Raw genomic sequence first — 19,739 nt, 5'->3', positions numbered from 1 at the left:
TGCGACGCTCGGGACCTTAAGTGAGCGCATCCCAGATCAGCTTCATACCGGTCAGCGCCAACGCGACATAAGTGATTGCGAAGAAAACCCGCTCGTTGACTTTGTGGTGCGCCTTGATGCCAAGCCACGTGCCAAGAATGGCAAATGGCGCCAGAGCGAGATCGAGCATCAAGGTCTCGCGGGTGAAAATCCCCATTCCGGCATAAAACCCGGACTTAAAGAGATTGACTGCCCAGAAGATCAGGACCGTTGTGGCCTGATAGGTGGTCTTGGAAAGCCCCTGCCCCAGCAGGTACACCGCAGCCGCCGGTCCGCCAGCGTGACTGACAAAGCTGGTAAAGCCAAGAACCAGACCGGCAACGAATCCGGTTTTCTCGCCAAACCGCGCCGCGCCCAGCCGGATCAGCCCGACTTTCTGCGCGGCTTGCCACGCGACAAAAAGCAAAGCGACGAGTCCGATGATCAAACGGATCGCATCGGGGTTTGCCCACGCATAAAACAGAGCGCCAAGGATCGTCCCCGGGATACCGCCGATCAGCAAAACCCGCGCGGCCGACCAATCCCATTTGCGCCAGTAGGCGGGCAAGCTGCTGACATCAATCAACATCAGAAGCGGCAGCATGAGGCCCAGAGCCACCCCCGGCTCCAGCACAAGCGCCAGAATCGACGCGCTGGCAAAGGCCACGCCGGACCCGAACCCTCCCTTGGAAATTCCGGCAAAAATCACCGCAGGGATCGTGAACGCAAAAACGGATGCGGTGAAAAGCTCCACGGGCTTTCCTCTCTAAGCTGTCGAATACTCTGCCATTATCGCGTTCGCGAAGCAGGTGATAGCCCTAACGGACATTGCGCCGCGCCGCAGCGCCCTTGCGCGACGCCGGGGAAAGGCTTAGGCAAGCTGCGTATTTCAAGAAGGACTGGAGAGAGATCCATGGCCAGACCCAAGATCGCCCTAATCGGCGCTGGACAAATCGGCGGCACGCTCGCGCACCTCGCAGCAATGAAAGAACTGGGCGACGTCGTCCTGTTCGACATCGCAGAGGGCACCCCTGAGGGCAAAGCGCTCGACATCGCCGAATCCGGCCCCAGCGAAGGCTTTGACGCCAAGCTCAAGGGCACGCAGGACTACGCCGACATCGCGGGCGCGGACGTGTGCATCGTGACCGCGGGTGTGCCGCGCAAGCCGGGCATGAGCCGTGACGACCTTCTGGGCATCAACCTCAAGGTCATGAAGTCCGTGGGCGAAGGCATCGCGGCCAACGCACCCGACGCGTTTGTCATCTGCATCACCAACCCGCTCGACGCGATGGTCTGGGCACTGCAGCAGTTCTCCGGCCTGCCGGCGAACAAGGTTTGCGGCATGGCCGGCGTTCTCGACAGCGCCCGCTTCCGCCACTTCCTTGCCGAAGAATTCGACGTCTCCATGAAAGACGTCACCGCCTTCGTTCTGGGCGGTCACGGCGACACAATGGTGCCTTCCGTACGGTACTCCACCGTTGGCGGCATCCCGCTGCCGGACCTCATCGAGATGGGCTGGACCACGCAAGAGAAGATGGACGCAATCGTTCAGCGCACCCGTGACGGCGGCGCAGAGATTGTTGGCCTGCTGAAGACCGGCTCCGCGTTCTATGCACCGGCGACCTCCGCAATCGAGATGGCCGAAGCCTACCTCAAGGACCAGAAGCGCGTCCTGCCCTGTGCAGCCTATTGTGACGGCGAAATCGGCGTCAAAGGCATGTATGTCGGCGTTCCGACCATCATCGGCGCAGACGGCATCGAGAAGATCGTCAACATCAAGCTCAACAAGGAAGAGCAAGAGATGTTCGACAAGTCGGTCGACGCGGTCAAAGGTCTCGTTGAAGCCTGCAAAGGCATCGACAGCTCCCTGGCATAAGCCAGACCTGATTGAAGATCGAAGCCCGGGCGCCCATTGGCCCCGGGCTTTTTTATTGGCTGCGATGTCTGATATCCGCCAGTGCCGCGTCGATGGCCTCGGGCGAAAGATCGACCGTTGCTTCGGGAAACTCGGCTTTTAGGGCCGCACGGAGCGACAGCGTCTCGGGCAGAAGCTTGCGGTGCAAAAGCATCTGGGCCAGCTGGCGATACGACAGGCAGCGCGTCATGTCATAAAGCCGGTCGGTGTCCACATCCCCGTCAGGTTCTTCCAGGAAATGCGCGATTTGCCTGGTGCGGGCCGGATTGTGTCCGGACGGTGTATCCTGGCGAAGCAGGCGGGTTTTCTTGCGGAGCTTGTCTTCCCAATGGGCGCGCGTGTAGCCGTCCACATGCAATAGCCCCATGCGCGGAAACCAGACCCGTTCCGGCGTTGGGCCACGCCAATAGTCCGTCGGCGCCGGTTCGTGCAGGTCGAGTTTCAGCCCTGCCCCGACGCGATAAAGGCTCTTGCCGATGGCGTAACCGGAAAAGCCGCGCAACAGGAAGTCCGCACCCTCGCCGTAGATTTTGCGTTCGGCGGCGCTGTTCTTTGTCGGGAAGGGCTTGCGGAACAGGCCGTCAAAGACCGTTCGGGGAATTTGCCCACGGCGCAGAACACGCTCTGCATTGTGTAAAGAGACAACCTTGATCTGCGGCGAGCAGTCCGCAAGAAACCGCACGATTTGCGGCACCCGGATCAGAAACTCGTCCGCGTCGATATGCGCCAGCCAATCGCAGTTTGTCCGCGCATAGGCGTGCCGCGCGTTCAGAACTTGCCGTTCGCGCGAATCCGTCGGGCGGGTTCGACCGTGTTCACTTTGCCAATACGCGGCGTCGCAGATTGTAACCGTCACACGCGGTTTCTGCGCAAGCCATCGCTCCGCGTCGGGGCAAGGCGCATCAAGGTAAAGGTGCACTTCCGAGGCCCCGGCGTGCAAATGATACGCGGCAAAGGCCAGCAGAATCTGCGGCGGCTCCAGCACCGTCGAAACCGTGCCCCATGTCGTGCGGGTGTCAGTCATGGAGGATCGCCTGTAGCTCCTGCAGCTCCGGATTCTGCGCGAGCAGCGCCGCGTCGAAGGCTTCCGGCGTGAGATCCGGCATGCTCACACCCCACTTCGCAAACACGGGGGCCGGATCAAACCCAATCTCGGCGAGCAGGCCGAAAGCGCGCAGGCGCTGCAGGCGCGCCTCATCGAACACGCGCAGCTCGTCATGCAGCTGCCGCAAGCCATCCGGCTCTGAAATCATCGCCTGCATCAGGCCGATCTGCTCTTTGCGGTGGTCTGCGATGTTCATGACTTCGGGGTCCGTATCGCGGTAGCGGATCAGTTTTGACAGCCAGTGCAGCGGGGTCAGCCCGTCGAAATGCAAGAGCCGGGTCGATGTGCTCTTGTAGCGTTCGGTCCGGTGGCGCGTGTCGCCCTTGTAAGACCAATGAATGCCCAAACGGTGCCCGGCCCCGCGCCGCACACCGCATTTGCCCGCCGAATGGCCGAGAACTCCGTGCAGCAGGACGGCCAGATGATCGCCAAAGATCACCGGATCATTTGACGTGCCATCTGCGCGGCGGTTCAGGCCCTTGGTGCTGGTGCGGAAGAACCCGTCGAAGATCGTCGCTCGCGTAGCACCGGCCGGATAGAGCCGTTCAGCCACGGGCAGATGCAACTCGCAGTCGAGTTCCGCGACAACCTCGAGCTCCGCGCCAAGCGGACTTTGCTGCCAGAGAAACTCGTCTGCATCTATATGAAACAGCCAGTCTGCCTTCGTCTCGCCGAGCGCGTGATTGGCATTGAGCGATTGACGGCGGTTGATCGAGTCCGGGCGCTTTCGGCGCGGTGCCAGAGCGCGCCAGTGCGCGTCATCGCAGCGCCTGACAAAGACGCCGGGGATCTGCTCCAGATCATCTGCAAGCCCGTCGTCGGGGTCATCGAAACAGACATGAACCTCTGCCGCGCCCGTTTCCAGATGCCATATCACATTGCTCAGAACGAGCTGCGGTGGCTCGCGGACGGTCATGACCGTGGCCCAACTCTGCACCGGTTTCTCCTGATTGACCTCAACGTCACGCGACCCTAACCAGAGCGCGAATCTCTGCCAAGCGCTAACATAAAATCAACTTGTGATCACAGCCCGTCAGGGTGTGATCACAAATGTCGAAAAAGCGCCCTATTTCCTGCAAAACAGAAATTTTTTGTTTAACCCGTCGGTGTATGCGCGCCTATATCGTCATCAAATCGTAGCAAAACGGGGACAGACGACCCATGAACATCCACGAATATCAAGCCAAGGCGCTGCTGCGCTCCTACGGCGCACCGGTCTCGGATGGCCGCGTTGTGCTTCGGGCCGAAGATGCCAAGACCGCCGCAGGCGAACTCGATGGCCCGCTTTGGGTCGTCAAAGCCCAGATCCACGCAGGTGGTCGCGGCAAGGGCTCCTTCAAGGAAGCCGAAGCAGGCGAAAAGGGCGGCGTGCGCCTGGCCAAATCGGTCGAAGAGGCCGCTGAAGAAGCCAAGAAGATGCTCGGCAAGACGCTTGTCACGCACCAGACCGGCCCGATCGGCAAGCAGGTCAACCGCATCTACATCGAAGATGGCTCCGACATCGAGCGCGAACTGTACCTCGCGCTGCTGGTGGATCGCCAGACATCCCGCGTGTCCTTCGTCTGCTCCACCGAGGGCGGCATGGACATCGAAGAGGTTGCAGCCTCTACACCGGAAAAGATCCTGTCTTTCTCCGTTGATCCGGCCACCGGCTACCAGGCCTTCCACGGCCGCCGCATCGCCTTCTCGCTCGGCCTCGAAGGCGCAGCGGTCAAGCAGTGCGTGAAGCTGATGGGCATTCTCTACAAAGCCTTCATGGAAAAAGACATGGAGATGCTGGAGATCAACCCGCTGATCGTCATGCCCGGCAACGAGCTGAAAGTTCTCGACGCCAAGGTTGGCTTTGACGGCAACGCCATCTACCGCCAGCCGGAAGTCTCCGAGCTGCGTGACGAGACCGAAGAAGATGCCAAAGAGCTTCAGGCCTCCAAGTTCGACCTGAACTACATCGCGCTCGACGGTGAGATCGGCTGCATGGTGAACGGCGCGGGCCTTGCCATGGCGACCATGGACATCATCAAGCTCTACGGTGCCGAGCCTGCCAACTTCCTCGACGTAGGCGGCGGCGCGACCAAAGAGAAGGTGACCGAAGCGTTCAAGATCATCACTTCCGACCCGAACGTCAAAGGCATCCTCGTCAACATCTTCGGCGGCATCATGCGCTGCGACGTGATCGCAGAGGGCGTTGTGGCTGCTGTGAAAGAAGTTGGCCTGCAGGTTCCGCTGGTTGTGCGCCTCGAAGGCACCAACGTCGAAGCGGGCAAGGACATCATCAACAACTCCGATGTTGATGTGATTGCCGCGGATGACCTCAAAGACGGTGCGCAGAAAATCGTAAAGGCGGTTAAAGGCTGATGCGGTTCGCAGGTTTGTCAGCGGCAGTTATCGCGCTTGTTCTTGCGTCCGGCAGTGCCGCGTATGCAAATTCGACAAGCGAGACGATCGTTCGCGCCTTCAAGGAAATCTGCGTTGACCATGCTCCGAGTTTTCAGAGCCACAAGGTCAAGGCATCTTTCCAGAAGGTTGGCAAAGCGAAGTTCCCGACCGGCTCAGGTGCATTCCTGAGTGTCGTGCCCGCGCAAAGCTGCCGCATCCATTTGGACGGCATTCCTTTGAATGCGGACGGGTCGGAGCCGGATGTTTCGTTGGCCCTTGAGAAACAGATCATAACCGAGCTGGCACGCAGAGTCGGCGGTGAGGTTTCTGTCTATCGCAAGGGAAAACGGAACGAATCCTGGTCCGTCAAGGTTGGTCGATCCAAGTATCGCCTGCAATCCATCTACAAGAAACGCCGTCAATCCTGGGGCCTCACGCTGTACAAGTCGTGACCAAAGCTCCGCCAAAACAGAAACGTCCGGATCAGCCGGAACAATTCAGGAGAACGCCAAAATGGCAGTCCTCGTAGACGAAAACACCAAAGTGATCTGTCAGGGCCTCACCGGCTCGCAGGGCACCTTCCACACTGAACAGGCAATCGCCTATGGCACCAAGATGGTCGGGGGTGTGACCCCGGGCAAAGGTGGTCAGACGCACCTCGACCTGCCGGTCTTCAACTCGGTCCATGAAGCCAAGCACGTCACCGAGGCCAACGCCTCCGTGATCTACGTGCCGCCGCCCTTCGCCGCCGATTCGATCCTCGAAGCGATTGACGCAGAGATGGAACTGATCGTCTGCATCACCGAAGGCATCCCGGTGCTCGACATGATGCGCGTTCAGCGCGCTCTCGAAGGCTCCAGCTCGCGCCTCATCGGCCCGAATTGCCCCGGCGTGATCACCCCCGGCGCCTGCAAGATCGGCATCATGCCCGGCCACATCCACAAGCGCGGCTCCGTCGGCGTTGTGTCCCGCTCCGGCACCCTGACCTATGAGGCGGTCAAGCAGACCACCGACATGGGCCTCGGCCAGTCCTCCGCTGTGGGCATCGGTGGCGACCCGATCAAGGGCACCGAGCACATCGACGTGCTGGAGATGTTCCTCGCGGACGATGAAACCCAGTCGATCATCATGATCGGTGAAATCGGTGGCTCCGCGGAAGAAGAAGCCGCAGAATTCCTCGCCGCCGAGAAGAAAAAAGGTCGCTGGAAGCCGACCGCTGGTTTCATCGCGGGCCGCACAGCCCCTCCGGGCCGCCGCATGGGCCACGCTGGCGCGATTGTCGCCGGTGGCAAAGGTGGTGCCGAGGACAAGATCGAAGCGATGAAGTCCGCTGGTATCGTGGTTGCCGACAGCCCCGCCACGCTTGGCGAGGCCGTCATGCAAGCGATCGAGATCGGCTAAGCCATGCTCAGCCGGCAGAGCGATCTCTCACGCCTTGCTCAGGGTCCAGCCGTCCGTCGGGATGGCTGGGTCTTGGACACATGCGTCGATTTCGCTTTGCAGCGCCTCCCGCAGGAGGGCAATCTCGTCAGGGCCGGGCGTGTACTTGGCCCCGACAACCCGCAGCAGGGCGTCCTTGACGCCCGCGCGAAACTGCTTCGGCACAATGCCGCGCGCCGCGCGCAGGACCGCGCCGTGCCGCATGATCTGGCCGATGATCGGGTTCTTGTAAGTGTAGCTGCGATTTTTGGTCTCCGCCTTCGGCATCGCCTCCAACGGCGCAAGATCCATCAGTTTGAAAACATCCCGGATAAACGTATCGGGCGTGCTGACCGCCTCGTATCCGAACAGGTTCAAGTCCAGCCCTGTGGAACGCCAGCGCGCAATGTGCGTTGCGTAGCTGCTGCGCTCGACATGCCAGAACAAAGGCTGAAACCCATCCTCGCGCCTCGTGGCCTCCAGATCCAGGGACTCTCGCAGCGACAGCGTTTCGTGACCGTCCCGCAAGGTGTGCTGGTACTCGGACAGTGCCCGCTGCAACGGATCGCGCAGGATCGCCATGACAATGACACGCCCGACACGCTCGGACGCCGCGAATTCGGCGATCCGCTGCGGGCTGACCGGGCAGCTGAGATAATCGGTGGAGGCATCGACGCGCCACGACGCATCAGGATTGGCTGCGAACTCGCTGTCGTAGTCGCCCAAGCTGCGCACGAGCCGCGCGCTGAAGGCGTCACCGCTGGGTCCGCTCCAGTCTCTTGCGGCAAAATCCGTAAAAAAGCAGGGCTCCTTGGACGCTGCGACCGCGACATCGGGATGCGTCGAAAGCATGGCCGCGACGCTGGTCGTCGCAGACTTCGCAGCGCCAATCAGAAAAAGATAATTGTGTTTCATTAGCCGTTGATTTCATGAAGATACACCCAAGCACGCTAACCACCCGAACAAGCAATGGCAATCAGGCCCACCAGCAGGAGCCGCTCTCATGAACGACCAGAGCCCCAACGATCTCTTCCACGCCTCCAGCTTCATGCAGGGGCACAACGCCGAATATCTCGAACAGATGTACGCGCGTTACGCCAATGACCCGAACGCGGTCGATGCGGCCTGGCAGGAGTTCTTTTCCACGCTTGGCGACGATGGCATGGACGTCAAGGCCGAGGCCTCCGGCCCGTCCTGGGCCCGCGCCGACTGGCCGCCCGCCCCTGCCGATGACGTGACCGGCGCGCTGACCGGCGAATGGCCGATGCCCGCCGTTCCGGCCGAAGCCAAGGGCGCCGGTAAGAAAATCAAGGAAGCCGCCGAGGCCAAGGGCGTCACGGTCAGCGACGACGCCATCCAGCGCGCCGTGCTCGACAGCATTCGCGCCCTGATGATCATCCGCGCCTATCGTATCCGTGGCCACCTCGCAGCGGATCTTGACCCGCTCGGCATGCGCGACGACAGCGCCCATCCGGAACTTGATCCGAAGTCCTACGGCTTCACCGAAGCGGACATGGATCGCCCGATCTTCATCGACAACGTTCTGGGTCTGCAGATCGCCACGCTGCGCGAAATCGTCAGCATCGTGAAGCGCACCTACTGCGGCACCTTTGCCCTGCAGTACATGCATATCTCCGACCCGGAGCAGAGCGCCTGGCTCAAGGAGCGCATCGAAGGGTTCGGCAAGGAAATCGCCTTCACCCGCGAAGGTCGTAAAGCGATCCTTAACAAGATGGTTGAAGCCGAGGGCTTCGAGAAGTTCCTGCACGTCAAGTACATGGGCACCAAGCGTTTTGGTCTGGACGGCGGCGAGAGCCTGATCCCCGCGATGGAGCAGATCATCAAGCGCGGCGGCAACCTTGGCGTCAAGGAAATCGTCATTGGCATGCCGCACCGCGGCCGCCTGTCGGTGCTCGCCAATGTGATGGCCAAGCCGTACAAGGCGATCTTTAACGAATTCCAAGGGGGCAGCTTCAAGCCCGAGGACGTAGATGGCTCCGGCGACGTGAAATACCACCTCGGCGCCTCATCCGACCGCGAGTTTGACGGCCATCCGGTGCACCTGTCGCTGACAGCCAACCCGAGCCACCTCGAAGCGGTGAACCCGGTTGTTCTGGGCAAGGTTCGCGCCAAGCAGGATCAGATGAAAGACGCCGAGCGCACGCAGGTTCTGCCGATCCTGCTGCACGGCGACGCGGCCTTTGCGGGTCAGGGTGTTGTGGCGGAATGCTTTGCTCTCTCGGGCCTGCGCGGTCACAAGACCGGCGGCACCATGCATATCGTGGTCAACAACCAGATCGGCTTCACCACAGCGCCGCACTTCTCGCGCTCTTCGCCTTACCCCACCGACAACGCGCTGGTGGTTGAGGCGCCGATCTTCCACGTCAACGGCGACGATCCGGAGGCTGTGGTCCATGCTGCCAAGGTTGCTACGGAGTTCCGCCAAAAGTTCCACAAGGACGTGGTCATCGACATCTTCTGCTACCGCCGGTTTGGTCACAACGAGGGCGACGAGCCCATGTTCACCAACCCGATCATGTACAAGAAGATCAAAGGCCATAAGACCACCCTGTCGCTCTACACCGAGCGTCTGGTCAAGGACGGCCTGATCCCCGAAGGCGAAATCGAAGACATGAAGGCCGCGTTTCAGGCCTATCTGAACGAAGAGTTCGAAGCCGGGAAAACCTACAAGCCGAACAAGGCGGATTGGCTGGACGGTCGCTGGAGCCACCTCGACAAGCAAAAAGAGGGCAACTACCAGCGCGGTCAGACCTCCATCAAGGAAGAGACCCTCGCCGAGGTCGGCACGGCGCTGACCCGCATTCCCGAGGGGTTCCCGATCCACAAGACCGTGGGCCGTCTTGTCGACACCCGCGCCAAGATGTTCAAGAGCGGTCAGGGTTTTGACTGGGCCACCGCAGAGGCACTGGCCTTTGGCTCGCTTCAGGTCGAAGGCTACCCGGTGCGTCTGGCCGGTCAGGACTGTACCCGCGGCACCTTCTCGCAGCGGCACTCCGGGTTCGTGAACCAGGAAACCGAAGAGCGCTACTACCCGCTCAACAACATCCGCGAAGGTCAGGCCCAATACGAGGTGATCGACTCGGCCCTGTCCGAATACGCGGTTCTGGGTTTTGAATATGGCTACTCGCTGGCAGAGCCGAACGCGCTGACCCTGTGGGAAGCCCAGTTCGGTGACTTCGCCAACGGCGCGCAGATCATGTTCGACCAGTTCATCAGCTCCGGCGAATCCAAGTGGCTGCGCATGTCGGGCCTCGTCTGCCTGCTGCCGCATGGCTTCGAAGGTCAGGGCCCTGAGCACTCCTCTGCCCGTCTCGAACGCTTCTTGCAGATGTGCGGTCAGGACAACTGGATCGTGGCAAACTGCTCGACCCCGGCGAACTACTTCCACATCCTGCGCCGCCAGCTGCACCGCAGCTACCGCAAGCCGCTGGTTCTGGTCACGCCGAAGTCGCTGCTGCGCCACAAGCTCTGCATCTCCGACGCCGAGATGTTCACCACCGGCTCCTCCTTCCACCGCGTCCTCTGGGATGATGCGGAGAAGGGCAACTCGGACACCAAGCTGGTCGCCGACGACAAGATCAAACGCGTGGTGATGTGTTCCGGCAAGGTCTACTACGACCTGCTCGAAGAGCGCGACGCGCGCGGCATCGACGACGTTTACCTGCTGCGTTTCGAGCAGTTCTACCCCTTCCCGGCCATGTCCGCCGTCAAGGAGCTGGAGCGCTTCAAGAACGCGGAGATGATCTGGTGCCAGGAAGAACCGAAGAACCAGGGTGCCTGGAGCTTCATCGAGCCGAACATCGAGTGGGTTCTGGGCCGCATCAAGGCGAGCCACAAACGCCCCCGTTACGTCGGACGCGCAACCTCGGCCTCCCCGGCAACGGGTCTGGCCAGCCAGCATAAAGCACAGCAAGCGGCGCTCGTGAACGAAGCGCTGACCATCGAATAACCCCGTGGCCCCGCGCCCAAGGTAAGAAGAAGGAAGACTGACATGACCGAAGTACGCGTTCCGACGCTGGGTGAATCGGTGACCGAAGCAACCGTGGCCACATGGTTCAAAAAGCCCGGCGACAGCGTTGCCGTGGACGAAATGCTCTGCGAGCTGGAAACCGACAAGGTGACCGTCGAGGTGCCCTCGCCCGTCGCAGGCACCCTCGCCGACATCGTTGCCGGTGAAGGCGAAACCGTGGGCGTGGACGCCCTGCTGGCCAACATCTCTGAAGGCGATGCCGCCCCGGCCCCCAAAGCCGAAGCAGCCGCTCCCGCAGCAGCCCCTGCCGCCGCTGAAGGTGGCGCATCGGTTGACGTGATGGTGCCGACGCTGGGCGAAAGCGTGTCGGAGGCCACCGTCTCCACGTGGTTCAAGAAGGTCGGCGATGCGGTTACGCAGGACGAAATGCTCTGCGAGCTGGAAACCGACAAGGTCAGCGTTGAAGTGCCCGCACCGGCCTCCGGCACCCTGACCGAAATCGTGGCCGCCGAAGGCGCAACGGTTGAAGCCGACGCCAAGCTGGCCGTGATCGCCTCGGGCGCAGGCGCTGTTGCCGCCGCCCCGGCTGCCGCCGATGCGCCTGCCGCGGCCGCGTCCGCCGCGCCCGCTGGCAAAGACGTCAAGGACGGCCCCGCCGCCGAGAAAGCCATGGCCGAGGCTGGCATCAACCGTGACGCCGTGACCGGCACCGGCCGCGATGGCCGCGCCACCAAGGCTGACGTTGCTGCTGCCGTGGCAGCCGCCGCCGCTGCGCCCGCTCCGGCTCCGGCCGCCGCACCGCGCGCCCCGGTGTCTGCCGATGACGCAGCCCGCGAAGAGCGGGTCAAAATGACCCGTCTGCGCCAGACCATCGCCCGCCGCCTGAAGGACGCGCAGAACACCGCCGCGATCCTGACCACCTACAACGAGGTGGACATGACGGAGACCATGGCCCTGCGCAAAGAGTACAAGGACCTCTTCGAGAAGAAGCACGGCGCCCGCCTCGGCTTCATGTCCTTCTTCACCAAGGCTTGCTGCCATGCTCTGAAAGAGGTGCCCGAGGTCAACGCAGAGATCGACGGGACGGACATCGTCTACAAGAACTTCGTGCACATGGGCATCGCCGCAGGCACGCCGCAGGGCCTCGTGGTTCCGGTCATCCGTGACGCGGACAAGATGTCCTTTGCCGACATCGAGAAAGCCATCGCCGAAAAGGGCAAGCGCGCCCGTGACGGCAAGCTTTCCATGGCGGAAATGCAGGGCGGCACCTTCACCATCTCCAACGGCGGTGTTTACGGCTCGCTGATGTCCTCGCCGATCCTCAACCCCCCGCAGTCCGGCATCCTCGGCATGCACAAGATCCAGGACCGCCCGATGGTCATCAACGGCGAAATCAAGATCCGCCCGATGATGTACCTCGCCCTGTCCTACGATCACCGCATCGTCGACGGCAAAGGCGCCGTGACCTTCCTCGTGCGCGTCAAGGAAGCGCTCGAAGATCCGCGCCGCCTGCTGATGGATCTGTAAAACGGGTGGCCTACCTCAAACCGAAAAACCTGACCTGCCCGCAATGCGGGTTCTCAGGTCAGGTCATTCGGGTGATCGGGATAGGCCCTCAATCAAAACCAGGCGAGGGCCCTGCCTACGACCGCGTAAAAGACGCCGGGCCCTTCCTGACCGCCAGCGATGGTAGCAAAACACTGGCTTGCCCCAACTGCAGCGCTGACGTGGGGACAGGCACATGACCCGCGTATCGCCAGTTTGGCAGGACAGAATCCATCCGGTGTTAATATGACCCCCGAACTCACCGCCCTCACCCTCGCCGCCCTGCTTCAGGTGCTGCACTTCTGCATCTACTCGGTCACGGCGCAGATGCAGGTTGGCACCGGCTATGCGCTCTCCCCGCGCGACAGCAAACGCGATCTCACCGGCACGGCGGGCCGCGCGCAGCGGGCGATGAACAACCATTTCGAAAGCCTCATCCTCTTCGCCATCGCTGCGCTGACGATCACATTCGCCGACAAGGCCACACACAGCACCGGCGCTGTGGCCATCCTCTATCTGATCGCGCGCGCGCTCTACCTGCCGGCTTATCTGCTGGGGCTCAGCCCCTGGCGTTCCCTCATCTGGGTCGTTGGCTTTCTCGCCACGGTCTACCTGCTCATCCGGGCCTTGCTATGACGCAGGCCCCCGTTTCTTTGTGCCCCAAATATCCCGGGAGTGAATGGGCCAACGGCCCAGAGAGGGCAGCGCCCTCTGCTCCCCTAAAGAAAGGACATCCAAATGGCATCCTATGACGTGATCATCATCGGCGGTGGCCCCGGCGGCTATGTTTCGGCCATCCGCTGCGCCCAGCTTGGCCTCAAGACCGCCTGTGTCGAAGGCCGCGAAACGCTTGGCGGCACCTGCCTAAACGTCGGCTGTATCCCGTCGAAAGCACTCCTGCACGCGTCGCACCAGCTGCATGAAGCCGAGCACAACTTCGCCAAGATGGGTCTCAAGGGCAAAAGCCCCTCCGTCGACTGGAAGCAGATGCTCGCCTACAAGGACGACGTGATCGGCCAGAACACCAAAGGTGTGGAATTCCTGTTCAAGAAGAACAAGATCGACTGGATCAAAGGCTGGGGCAGCATCCCCGAGGCTGGCAAGGTCAAGGTTGGCGACGAGATCCACGAAGCCAAGAACATCGTGATCGCCTCCGGCTCCGAGCCGTCGCCGGTTCCGGGCGCGGATGTGACGGTTGATGAGAAAGTCGTCGTGACCTCCACCGGCGCACTCACCCTGCCGAAGATCCCGAAGAAGATGGTTGTCATCGGCGCCGGTGTGATCGGTCTCGAAATGGGCTCTGTCTATGCGCGCCTCGGCACCGAGGTGACCGTGATCGAATTCCTCGACGCCATCACCCCCGGCATGGACTCCGAGGTTCAGAAAACCTTCCAGCGCATTCTGAAGAAGCAGGGCATGAACTTCATCATGGGTGCTGCGGTTCAGAAAGTGGACGCGAGCAAGACCAAGGCAACCGTCACCTACAAGCTGCGCAAGGATGACAGCGAGGCGACGATTGACGCCGATGTGGTGCTCTGCGCCACCGGCCGCCGTCCTTACACCGACGGGCTGGGCCTCGACGCGCTTGGCGTGAAGATGACAGAGCGCGGTCAGATCGCGACGGATGCCCATTGGCAGACCAACGTCAAAGGCGTCTACGCCATTGGCGACGCCATCGAAGGCCCGATGCTTGCGCACAAGGCCGAGGACGAAGGCATGGCCGTCGCAGAGGTCATTGCGGGCAAGCACGGCCACGTGAACTATGACGTGATCCCCGGTGTCATCTACACCGCGCCGGAAGTGGCAACGGTTGGCAAGACCGAGGACCAGCTCAAGGCCGAAGGCGTCGCCTACAAGGTCGGCAAGTTCACCTTCATGGGCAATGGTCGCGCCAAGGCCGTGTTCCAGGGCGAAGGCTTTGTGAAGCTGCTGGCGGACAAGGCCACGGATCGCATCCTCGGCTGTCACATCATCGGACCGGGCGCGGGCGATCTGATCCACGAGATCTGCGTCGGCATGGAGTTCGGCGCCAGCGCCGAGGACATCGCGCTGACCTGCCACGCACACCCGACCTTTTCCGAAGCGGTCCGCGAAGCGGCGCTGGCTTGCGGCGACGGCCCGATCCACTCCTGATCAAGGCAATCCTGCCAGAACAAGAAACCCGGTCAGCGCCGTCTGACCGGGTTTTTTCATGCCTACTCGCCCAGAATTAACCTTATTGACGCAGAATTCTCGCCAAAAGGGTTCGCCAGAACAGGGACAGGTGATGTGTGGTGAGGCTGATGCGGTATCGGGTTTGGATTGGGGGGCTGGGTTTGGGCCTTTTGGTCGCGTTTCTGGCCAGCTCCGCACCTGTGTCTTTTGATCGGCAAATGTCATACGTCGTCGAAAGCGGCCTGCCCGGCGCTGATGGGCGCGTGATGCAGCTTTGCGATCACAGTGGAACCGCCCGCGTCATCGGTCTTCCTATGTGGCACAGGACTCTGGGATACAGCTTGTCCGCCGACGAGTGCAATCCGGATGGATATTTGCCCCTAACCCGCGCCGACATCGCCGGGTTAAAGTCGCGCGGGGTGCTGCCGGCCGAGCTGCCGGAAACCCCGGCGATACCTCTGGTGGAGCGACTAAAAGGCTCGTGGGGCCTGCCCTTTGTCATCCTCTTTGCCTTGGCGGCCAAAGCACTCTTGAAATACCGTCCACGCGGCGCGCTCAAAACCAAGGATGCGCAGGCCTGACCACGCGCCGGTCACCACATCTTGGGCTTGGCCCGTTCCGCATAGTCCCGGTCATAAACCTCGCCGCCTTCTGCGCCATTGGTGATCTCTGACAAGATTTGTCCGACGGTCGGCACGGTTTCCTTGTCATTGCGCGCCCACAGTTCCGATCGCATCAGCGCCTTGGCGCATTGGCTGTAGACCTCGTCAATCTCGATAACCAGAACCGTCGCAGGCAGGCGCGTCTTTTTGCGGAAGCTTTCGCGCAGGGCTTCGTCATCGGTCAGAACCGCGCGGCCATTCACGCGGATCGTCGTATTGCTGCCCGGCACCAGGAACAGAAGCGCCACGCGCGGATCCCGAATGATGTCGCGTAGCGCATCGAGACGGTTGTTGCCCCACCAATCCGGCATCAGAAGCGTCTTCTCGTCGCGCACCCGCACCACGGGTCCATCATCTCCACGCGGTGTGCCATGCACCCCTTCCGGCCCAACTGTCGACAGGACGCAAAACCGGCTGCCTTCGATCCAGGCCCGATATTTCGGCGTCAGGGTCGCGGTAACCTTTGTAAGGGATGTTGGCACAGGCTCCGCATAGAGCGCGTGCAGGTCTTCAAGCGTTTTCAGTATCCGCATCGAAGCCAGCTTCCTTCATGAGCTTGTTGGAGGCCGTTTCGACCTCATCCTCAAGTTGCCTCACAAAGGTCGACTGGTCTACCCCCGGAGGAATCGCAGGCAAGAATTCGACCACGGCAAGCCCCGGCTTGCGGTAGACGCCGGTCCGAGGCCAAAACACGCCGACATTGGTCGCGGCCGGTACACAAGGCTGCTGCAACTGCTTGTAGAGCACGGCGGCCCCAACCTTGTAGGGGATTTTCTTGCCCGGCGCGACGCGGGTGCCCTGCGGGTAGATGACCAATTGCCCGGCCTCCACCGCGCCTCTCTCAACATCCTTGATCATTTTGGTGATTGCCTGAGCACGCTTGCCCCGGTCCACCGGAACACTGCCCAGACGCCAAGCATAAAGGCCGATGAACGGCGTCCAGAGAAGCTCCCGCTTCATGATGAATTTTGCCGTGGGAACCGCGCCAAAGATCAGGATGATGTCGAAGAACGATTGGTGCTTGGCTGCGATCAGCACCTCGCCGGTCGGAATTTCGCCCCTGATCTCGCTTTTCAGGCCGACCATCCAGCCAGCGGTCCAGCGTACCCAGTTGGCATAGAGGCGACAGGCAAACCGCGCGACCTTGGGCGAAAAGATCACACCGGGAAAGAAGAACAGCCCGAGGATCGCCATCATCAGGTACATCTGGATCAGGAATATCCAGCTTCGGATCCATTGCAGCATCAGTCGAGCCTTTCAAGAACGCGCCGCGCGGCATAACCCGTGGCGAGGAAAGCCACAAGCGCGGCCAGCGGCGGCACGAAGAATGGGAAAATCCAGTGTAGCCCCTGAAAACGCAGGCCGGTCAGGAACGCACCCGCATCCCCTGCCCCCGGCATCAGCAGGACCGCGATCAGGCCCAGAAGCGTGCCGCCCGCAGCCCCGATGAGCGTGCGCAGGGTGAACCGGCGGACAAAGGCGCTGGCGATGTAGCTGTCCGTGGCCCCGACGAGGCGCAGCACGGCAATCACACGGGAGTTGGCGGCGAGCGCGGCATTGGCAGCAAGCGTGACCATCGCACCTGTGGCAGCCCCAATCAGCAGGATCGACACCCAGCCCAGAGCACGCAGCTTGGCGGCGGCGGCGATGAGAGGTCTGCGCCAGCGTGTGTGCTCATCAAGAACCGCGCCGGGCACTTCGGCCTGCAGACGCAGGCGCAGGCCCTCGCTGTCATAGCCGTCCTCGGTTTCGATCACTTCGATCAGCTGGGGCACAGGCAGGCTGTCAATCGGCAGATCCGGGCCGAACCAAGGTTCGAGCAGCGCCTGTTGTTCCGCGTCGCTCAAGGCGCGGGCAGAGGCCACACCGGGCGTTTGCTCCAGCACCTTCAACGCGGCGGCGGTTTGCTCTGCCATCTGCCCGGCAGGCGCGGAGATCCGCAAGGTGGCGCTGCGGGCCAGTTCGTTGTCCCAGGACTCCGCCAGCCGCCCGGAGGCGAGCGAAAGTGCCAGGGCAAATACGGTCAGAAAGGCCATGGCCCCGCTTGTGAACACAGTCAGCCAGACCGTGAACCCGGCGGGCGGGACAACGCGGTCTGCGCCCGCATCGCGCGTCAGCACGGCGCGCATCATGTCGAGCCAGGCCTTCACAGATCCGCCCCCGCCGCTTGAATGCTGCCATCCGATATGCGCAGGACGCGGGCCTGCACCTGCGCCTTGGCCGCTCGGATCAGCGCGAGATCATGGGTGGCAATCATCACGGTCTTGCCCATCTTGTTGAGCTCGACCAGAAGGCGCAGAAGCCGCTGTGACATTTCCCAATCCACATTGCCCGTCGGCTCGTCCGCGAGGATAATGTCCGGCGAAAGGATCAGCGCACGGGCCAGGGCGGCCCTTTGCCTCTCCCCGCCCGACAGTTCCGGCGGCAGCGCATTGGCGCGCCCGGTCAACCCAACCCAGTTCAGAAGTTCTTGAAGGTTGTCTTCCTGATCCTGCGCGGCAAGGCCCGAGACGCTGAGCGGCAACGCGATGTTTTCAATCACGGGCAAGTGGTCCAGAAACTGACAATCCTGGTGCACAACCCCGATCCGCCGCCGCGCCAGCGCCACGGCATCGCGATCAAAGGCGGCAAGGTCTTCGCCAAAGAGCCTCAGTGCGCCGGACGTGGGCCGCAGAGCACCGTAACACAGCTTGAGAAACGTCGTTTTACCAGCGCCGGACGGCCCCGTGAGAAAGTGAAAAGACCCGGCAGGCAGGGAAAGGCTCATATCCGTGAGCAGCGCTTCACCGCCGTAGGAATAGGCCACGTTTTCCAGCTCGATCACGCTTGTCTGCTCCGCACCTTTACCGTGGATGCCCCTATTTGCTACAGGTTGGCTCCGGTTTCAATGTTCCGCGGTTAAGGATTGGACTTTTCCGCGCGCTACAGGCAACTTATGCAGGAACAACGGCTCCTTGCAGAGAAGAAGGACAGGACGTGAGCAGAATTCGGCTGATCTGCCCCAACTGCGACGCGCAGTACGAGGTGCCTCTCGAGGTTATCCCGGAAGGTGGCCGCGATGTGCAGTGCTCCAACTGCGGCCACACCTGGTTCCAGAACCACCCCGATCAGGAGGTGGCGACGGCGGACGATCTGTCCGGCGCGCCCGAAGCGGAGGAAACCTGGGAGCCTGAACCGGAGCCGGAGATGGAGGCGGCGGAGGTTGCCGAAGAGCCTGCACCCGCAGCGCGGCGCCGGGAGCTTGATCCCGAAGTGGCCGAGGTTCTGCGCGAAGAGGCGGAGCGGGAGCGCCGTCAGCGCCAGGCGGAAGCCGAAGCCTTCGAAATGCAGCAGGATCTTGGCCTGACCGAGCCGGACGAGGACGAACAGGCCCGCCGCGCACGCGAAGCGCGCGCGCATATGGCGAACATTCGGGGCGAAGATCTTGCACCCGAAGACAACGAAGTGTCAGAAGAGACCTATGCGGAGCCGGACCCACAGCCGCGCCGTCGTCGCAACCGGCCCGTGTCCGAAGCCGCCGTGGCCGGGCGCGCCGCCGCAGAAGCGGCAACCGTCGCAGCGGAATCCCGCAAAGAGCTTCTTCCAGACGTTGAAGAGATCAATCAGACTCTTCGAGCGAGTTCCGAGCCGCGTGTCACCGATTCAAACGACGGGCGGGTATCCGTTGGAGACAGCGACAAGCCTGCCAAATCCGGCGGCGGTTTCGCGCGCGGCTTCTTCCTGATCGTGGTGCTCATGGCCGTGGCCCTCGCCATTTACGTCTTTGCCCCGCAGATCAGCGCATCCGTCCCGCAAGCTGCCCCTGCAATGGATGGCTATGTGTCCTGGGTCGATGGGCTGCGCATTGCGCTGGACGAACAGGTCACCGGTCTCATGCAATCGCTTGATGGCATGAGTTCCGAGACCGCGCCAGAAGCGGAAAACAGCGAGTAATCAAAGTGGTTTAACGGGGCGTTAGTCACCGCTTTTCCCCTGTGTTAGACTGCGCGCACGCGCCATGACTGCAAAAGAGCGCGGGCTTGAGTAGGAGTATGGGGCATGATTTTGCGAACCCTGGCCTTGGCGGGCGGCGTCAGCGGTGCAGCCGCCTTTTCGCAGTTTCCGGAGTATTCTCAACAGTACATGCAGCGCCTTGGCGGCGCGGTTGACGAGCTGTCCCGGCAAGTCACCCGCTATGAAACGGACGCCGAAAAGGTTGGGCTGACGCTCGATGAACTGCTCGTACGGCTGGGCGAAGAAGGCCCGCTGAGCGAGAAACAGGCGGACAATATGCGCAGCGATATCGCCCGGCATGATCGTCTGAGCGCCGATCTTGCCACCTTGCAGGGCGCGGGGCCTTTCATGCGGGCCAAGCTGGCCACCCATCTGGGTGATCGCGACATTGCGGAGCGGGCGATGTCCACCTACAAACCCGCCGCGCCCGTCACCTTCGAAGGGGCGGTGTTTGCCGGGAGCGGGTTCGTGGCGGGTTGGCTCGGGCTTAACGCGCTGTTTGCCTTCCTCGCCGGTGCCTGGTCGAGTTTTACCAGCCTGTTCCGACGCAAGCCTGCCTAG

Annotated in this window: 19 protein-coding genes; 11 read left to right on the top strand and 8 right to left on the bottom strand. The window is 61.9% G+C overall.

What is annotated here, in order from left to right; genetic code table 11:
- Positions 1–16: 16 nt before the first annotated feature.
- Positions 17–772, bottom strand: coding sequence for a sulfite exporter TauE/SafE family protein (locus E4662_RS18150; protein WP_136443026.1), 756 nt, complete (start codon positions 770–772; stop codon positions 17–19).
- A 159-nt stretch (positions 773–931) separates the two neighbouring features.
- Here E4662_RS18150 and mdh point away from each other — a divergent pair, with 159 nt between their 5' ends.
- Positions 932–1,894 (top strand): malate dehydrogenase, encoded by a 963-nt coding sequence (gene mdh, locus E4662_RS18145; protein ID WP_136443025.1) that lies wholly within the window; start codon positions 932–934, stop codon positions 1,892–1,894.
- A gap of 52 nt (positions 1,895–1,946) precedes the next feature.
- Here the strand turns inward: mdh and E4662_RS18140 are convergent, their stop codons facing one another.
- Together E4662_RS18140 and E4662_RS18135 are read right to left on the bottom strand one after the other, a co-directional pair.
- On the bottom strand, positions 1,947–2,957 hold the full coding sequence (locus E4662_RS18140; protein WP_136443024.1) for a glycosyltransferase family 2 protein: 1,011 nt from the start codon (positions 2,955–2,957) through the stop codon (positions 1,947–1,949).
- Positions 2,950–3,975 carry a glycosyltransferase family 2 protein gene (locus E4662_RS18135; RefSeq protein ID WP_136443023.1) on the bottom strand — a complete coding sequence of 342 codons (1,026 nt, stop codon included), beginning with the start codon at positions 3,973–3,975 and terminating at the stop codon, positions 2,950–2,952. The genes E4662_RS18140 and E4662_RS18135 overlap by 8 nt, the downstream gene beginning before the upstream one ends.
- A 224-nt stretch (positions 3,976–4,199) precedes the next feature.
- Here E4662_RS18135 and sucC point away from each other — a divergent pair, with 224 nt between their 5' ends.
- The 3 genes from sucC (at position 4,200) to sucD (ending at position 6,815) form a co-directional block, all read left to right on the top strand.
- The gene (sucC, locus tag E4662_RS18130; protein ID WP_136443022.1) at positions 4,200–5,393 is read left to right on the top strand and encodes an ADP-forming succinate--CoA ligase subunit beta; all 1,194 of its coding nucleotides are present in this window, start codon (positions 4,200–4,202) and stop codon (positions 5,391–5,393) included.
- On the top strand, positions 5,393–5,866 hold the full coding sequence (locus tag E4662_RS18125; protein ID WP_136443021.1) for a hypothetical protein: 474 nt from the start codon (positions 5,393–5,395) through the stop codon (positions 5,864–5,866). The genes sucC and E4662_RS18125 overlap by 1 nt, the downstream gene beginning before the upstream one ends.
- Before the next feature lie 61 nt (positions 5,867–5,927).
- Positions 5,928–6,815: a succinate--CoA ligase subunit alpha gene (gene sucD / locus E4662_RS18120; RefSeq protein WP_136443020.1), complete on the top strand. Its 888-nt coding sequence runs from the start codon at positions 5,928–5,930 to the stop codon at positions 6,813–6,815.
- Positions 6,816–6,842: 27 nt separating this feature from the next.
- Here the strand turns inward: sucD and E4662_RS18115 are convergent, their stop codons facing one another.
- Entirely contained in the window at positions 6,843–7,748 is a 906-nt protein-coding gene (locus E4662_RS18115; RefSeq protein WP_136443019.1) for a sulfotransferase family protein, read from the bottom strand.
- Positions 7,749–7,836: 88 nt separating this feature from the next.
- Between E4662_RS18115 and E4662_RS18110 the strand changes: the two genes are divergently transcribed.
- From E4662_RS18110 to E4662_RS18090, 5 genes are all read left to right on the top strand, one after another.
- Positions 7,837–10,803: a 2-oxoglutarate dehydrogenase E1 component gene (locus tag E4662_RS18110; protein ID WP_136443018.1), complete on the top strand. Its 2,967-nt coding sequence runs from the start codon at positions 7,837–7,839 to the stop codon at positions 10,801–10,803.
- A gap of 42 nt (positions 10,804–10,845) precedes the next feature.
- Positions 10,846–12,351, top strand: a complete 1,506-nt coding sequence (gene odhB, locus E4662_RS18105) for a 2-oxoglutarate dehydrogenase complex dihydrolipoyllysine-residue succinyltransferase (RefSeq protein ID WP_136443017.1) — start codon at positions 10,846–10,848, stop codon at positions 12,349–12,351.
- Positions 12,352–12,615: 264 nt separating this feature from the next.
- Complete coding sequence (locus E4662_RS18100) at positions 12,616–13,005, top strand: MAPEG family protein (RefSeq protein ID WP_136443016.1); 390 nt, start codon at positions 12,616–12,618, stop codon at positions 13,003–13,005.
- 102 nt (positions 13,006–13,107) lie between these two features.
- Positions 13,108–14,502 (top strand): dihydrolipoyl dehydrogenase, encoded by a 1,395-nt coding sequence (gene lpdA / locus E4662_RS18095; protein WP_136443015.1) that lies wholly within the window; start codon positions 13,108–13,110, stop codon positions 14,500–14,502.
- Between the two features lie 362 nt (positions 14,503–14,864).
- Positions 14,865–15,104, top strand: a complete 240-nt coding sequence (locus E4662_RS18090) for a hypothetical protein (protein WP_168798014.1) — start codon at positions 14,865–14,867, stop codon at positions 15,102–15,104.
- Positions 15,105–15,115: 11 nt separating this feature from the next.
- Here the strand turns inward: E4662_RS18090 and E4662_RS18085 are convergent, their stop codons facing one another.
- From E4662_RS18085 to E4662_RS18070, 4 genes are read right to left on the bottom strand one after another with little or no spacing between them, the layout of a single operon-like run.
- On the bottom strand, positions 15,116–15,718 hold the full coding sequence (locus tag E4662_RS18085; protein WP_136443013.1) for a pyridoxamine 5'-phosphate oxidase family protein: 603 nt from the start codon (positions 15,716–15,718) through the stop codon (positions 15,116–15,118).
- The gene (locus E4662_RS18080) at positions 15,696–16,430 is read right to left on the bottom strand and encodes a lysophospholipid acyltransferase family protein (RefSeq protein WP_136443012.1); all 735 of its coding nucleotides are present in this window, start codon (positions 16,428–16,430) and stop codon (positions 15,696–15,698) included. Before E4662_RS18080 ends, E4662_RS18085 begins: the two co-directional genes overlap by 23 nt.
- Positions 16,430–17,317: a cell division protein FtsX gene (locus tag E4662_RS18075; RefSeq protein WP_136443165.1), complete on the bottom strand. Its 888-nt coding sequence runs from the start codon at positions 17,315–17,317 to the stop codon at positions 16,430–16,432. The genes E4662_RS18080 and E4662_RS18075 overlap by 1 nt, the downstream gene beginning before the upstream one ends.
- Before the next feature lie 14 nt (positions 17,318–17,331).
- Positions 17,332–18,009 carry a cell division ATP-binding protein FtsE gene (locus E4662_RS18070; protein ID WP_136443011.1) on the bottom strand — a complete coding sequence of 226 codons (678 nt, stop codon included), beginning with the start codon at positions 18,007–18,009 and terminating at the stop codon, positions 17,332–17,334.
- 152 nt (positions 18,010–18,161) lie between these two features.
- Between E4662_RS18070 and E4662_RS18065 the strand changes: the two genes are divergently transcribed.
- Entirely contained in the window at positions 18,162–19,118 is a 957-nt protein-coding gene (locus tag E4662_RS18065) for a zinc-ribbon domain-containing protein (protein WP_338113515.1), read from the top strand.
- Between the two features lie 105 nt (positions 19,119–19,223).
- A complete protein-coding gene (locus E4662_RS18060; protein WP_136443010.1) occupies positions 19,224–19,739 on the top strand; it encodes a DUF2937 family protein in 516 nt (171 codons plus the stop codon).

Origin of the sequence: Pacificoceanicola onchidii (genome assembly GCF_004804335.1) — a bacterium.
GTDB classification, from domain to species: Bacteria; Pseudomonadota; Alphaproteobacteria; order Rhodobacterales; family Rhodobacteraceae; genus Pacificoceanicola; species Pacificoceanicola onchidii.
This window is presented reverse-complemented; position numbering and strand designations above follow the sequence as displayed.

What these genes read in the sequence shown, in the direction of transcription:
- mdh (WP_136443025.1), top strand. Translation starts at nt 932, where the DNA reads ATGGCCAGACCCAAGATCGCCCTAATCGGCGCTGGACAAATCGGCGGC.
- E4662_RS18140 (WP_136443024.1), bottom strand. Translation starts at nt 2,957, where the DNA reads ATGACTGACACCCGCACGACATGGGGCACGGTTTCGACGGTGCTGGAG.
- sucC (WP_136443022.1), top strand. Translation starts at nt 4,200, where the DNA reads ATGAACATCCACGAATATCAAGCCAAGGCGCTGCTGCGCTCCTACGGC.
- E4662_RS18125 (WP_136443021.1), top strand. Translation starts at nt 5,393, where the DNA reads ATGCGGTTCGCAGGTTTGTCAGCGGCAGTTATCGCGCTTGTTCTTGCG.
- sucD (WP_136443020.1), top strand. Translation starts at nt 5,928, where the DNA reads ATGGCAGTCCTCGTAGACGAAAACACCAAAGTGATCTGTCAGGGCCTC.
- E4662_RS18115 (WP_136443019.1), bottom strand. Translation starts at nt 7,748, where the DNA reads ATGAAACACAATTATCTTTTTCTGATTGGCGCTGCGAAGTCTGCGACG.
- E4662_RS18110 (WP_136443018.1), top strand. Translation starts at nt 7,837, where the DNA reads ATGAACGACCAGAGCCCCAACGATCTCTTCCACGCCTCCAGCTTCATG.
- odhB (WP_136443017.1), top strand. Translation starts at nt 10,846, where the DNA reads ATGACCGAAGTACGCGTTCCGACGCTGGGTGAATCGGTGACCGAAGCA.
- E4662_RS18100 (WP_136443016.1), top strand. Translation starts at nt 12,616, where the DNA reads ATGACCCCCGAACTCACCGCCCTCACCCTCGCCGCCCTGCTTCAGGTG.
- lpdA (WP_136443015.1), top strand. Translation starts at nt 13,108, where the DNA reads ATGGCATCCTATGACGTGATCATCATCGGCGGTGGCCCCGGCGGCTAT.
- E4662_RS18085 (WP_136443013.1), bottom strand. Translation starts at nt 15,718, where the DNA reads ATGCGGATACTGAAAACGCTTGAAGACCTGCACGCGCTCTATGCGGAG.
- E4662_RS18080 (WP_136443012.1), bottom strand. Translation starts at nt 16,430, where the DNA reads ATGCTGCAATGGATCCGAAGCTGGATATTCCTGATCCAGATGTACCTG.
- E4662_RS18075 (WP_136443165.1), bottom strand. Translation starts at nt 17,317, where the DNA reads ATGATGCGCGCCGTGCTGACGCGCGATGCGGGCGCAGACCGCGTTGTC.
- E4662_RS18060 (WP_136443010.1), top strand. Translation starts at nt 19,224, where the DNA reads ATGATTTTGCGAACCCTGGCCTTGGCGGGCGGCGTCAGCGGTGCAGCC.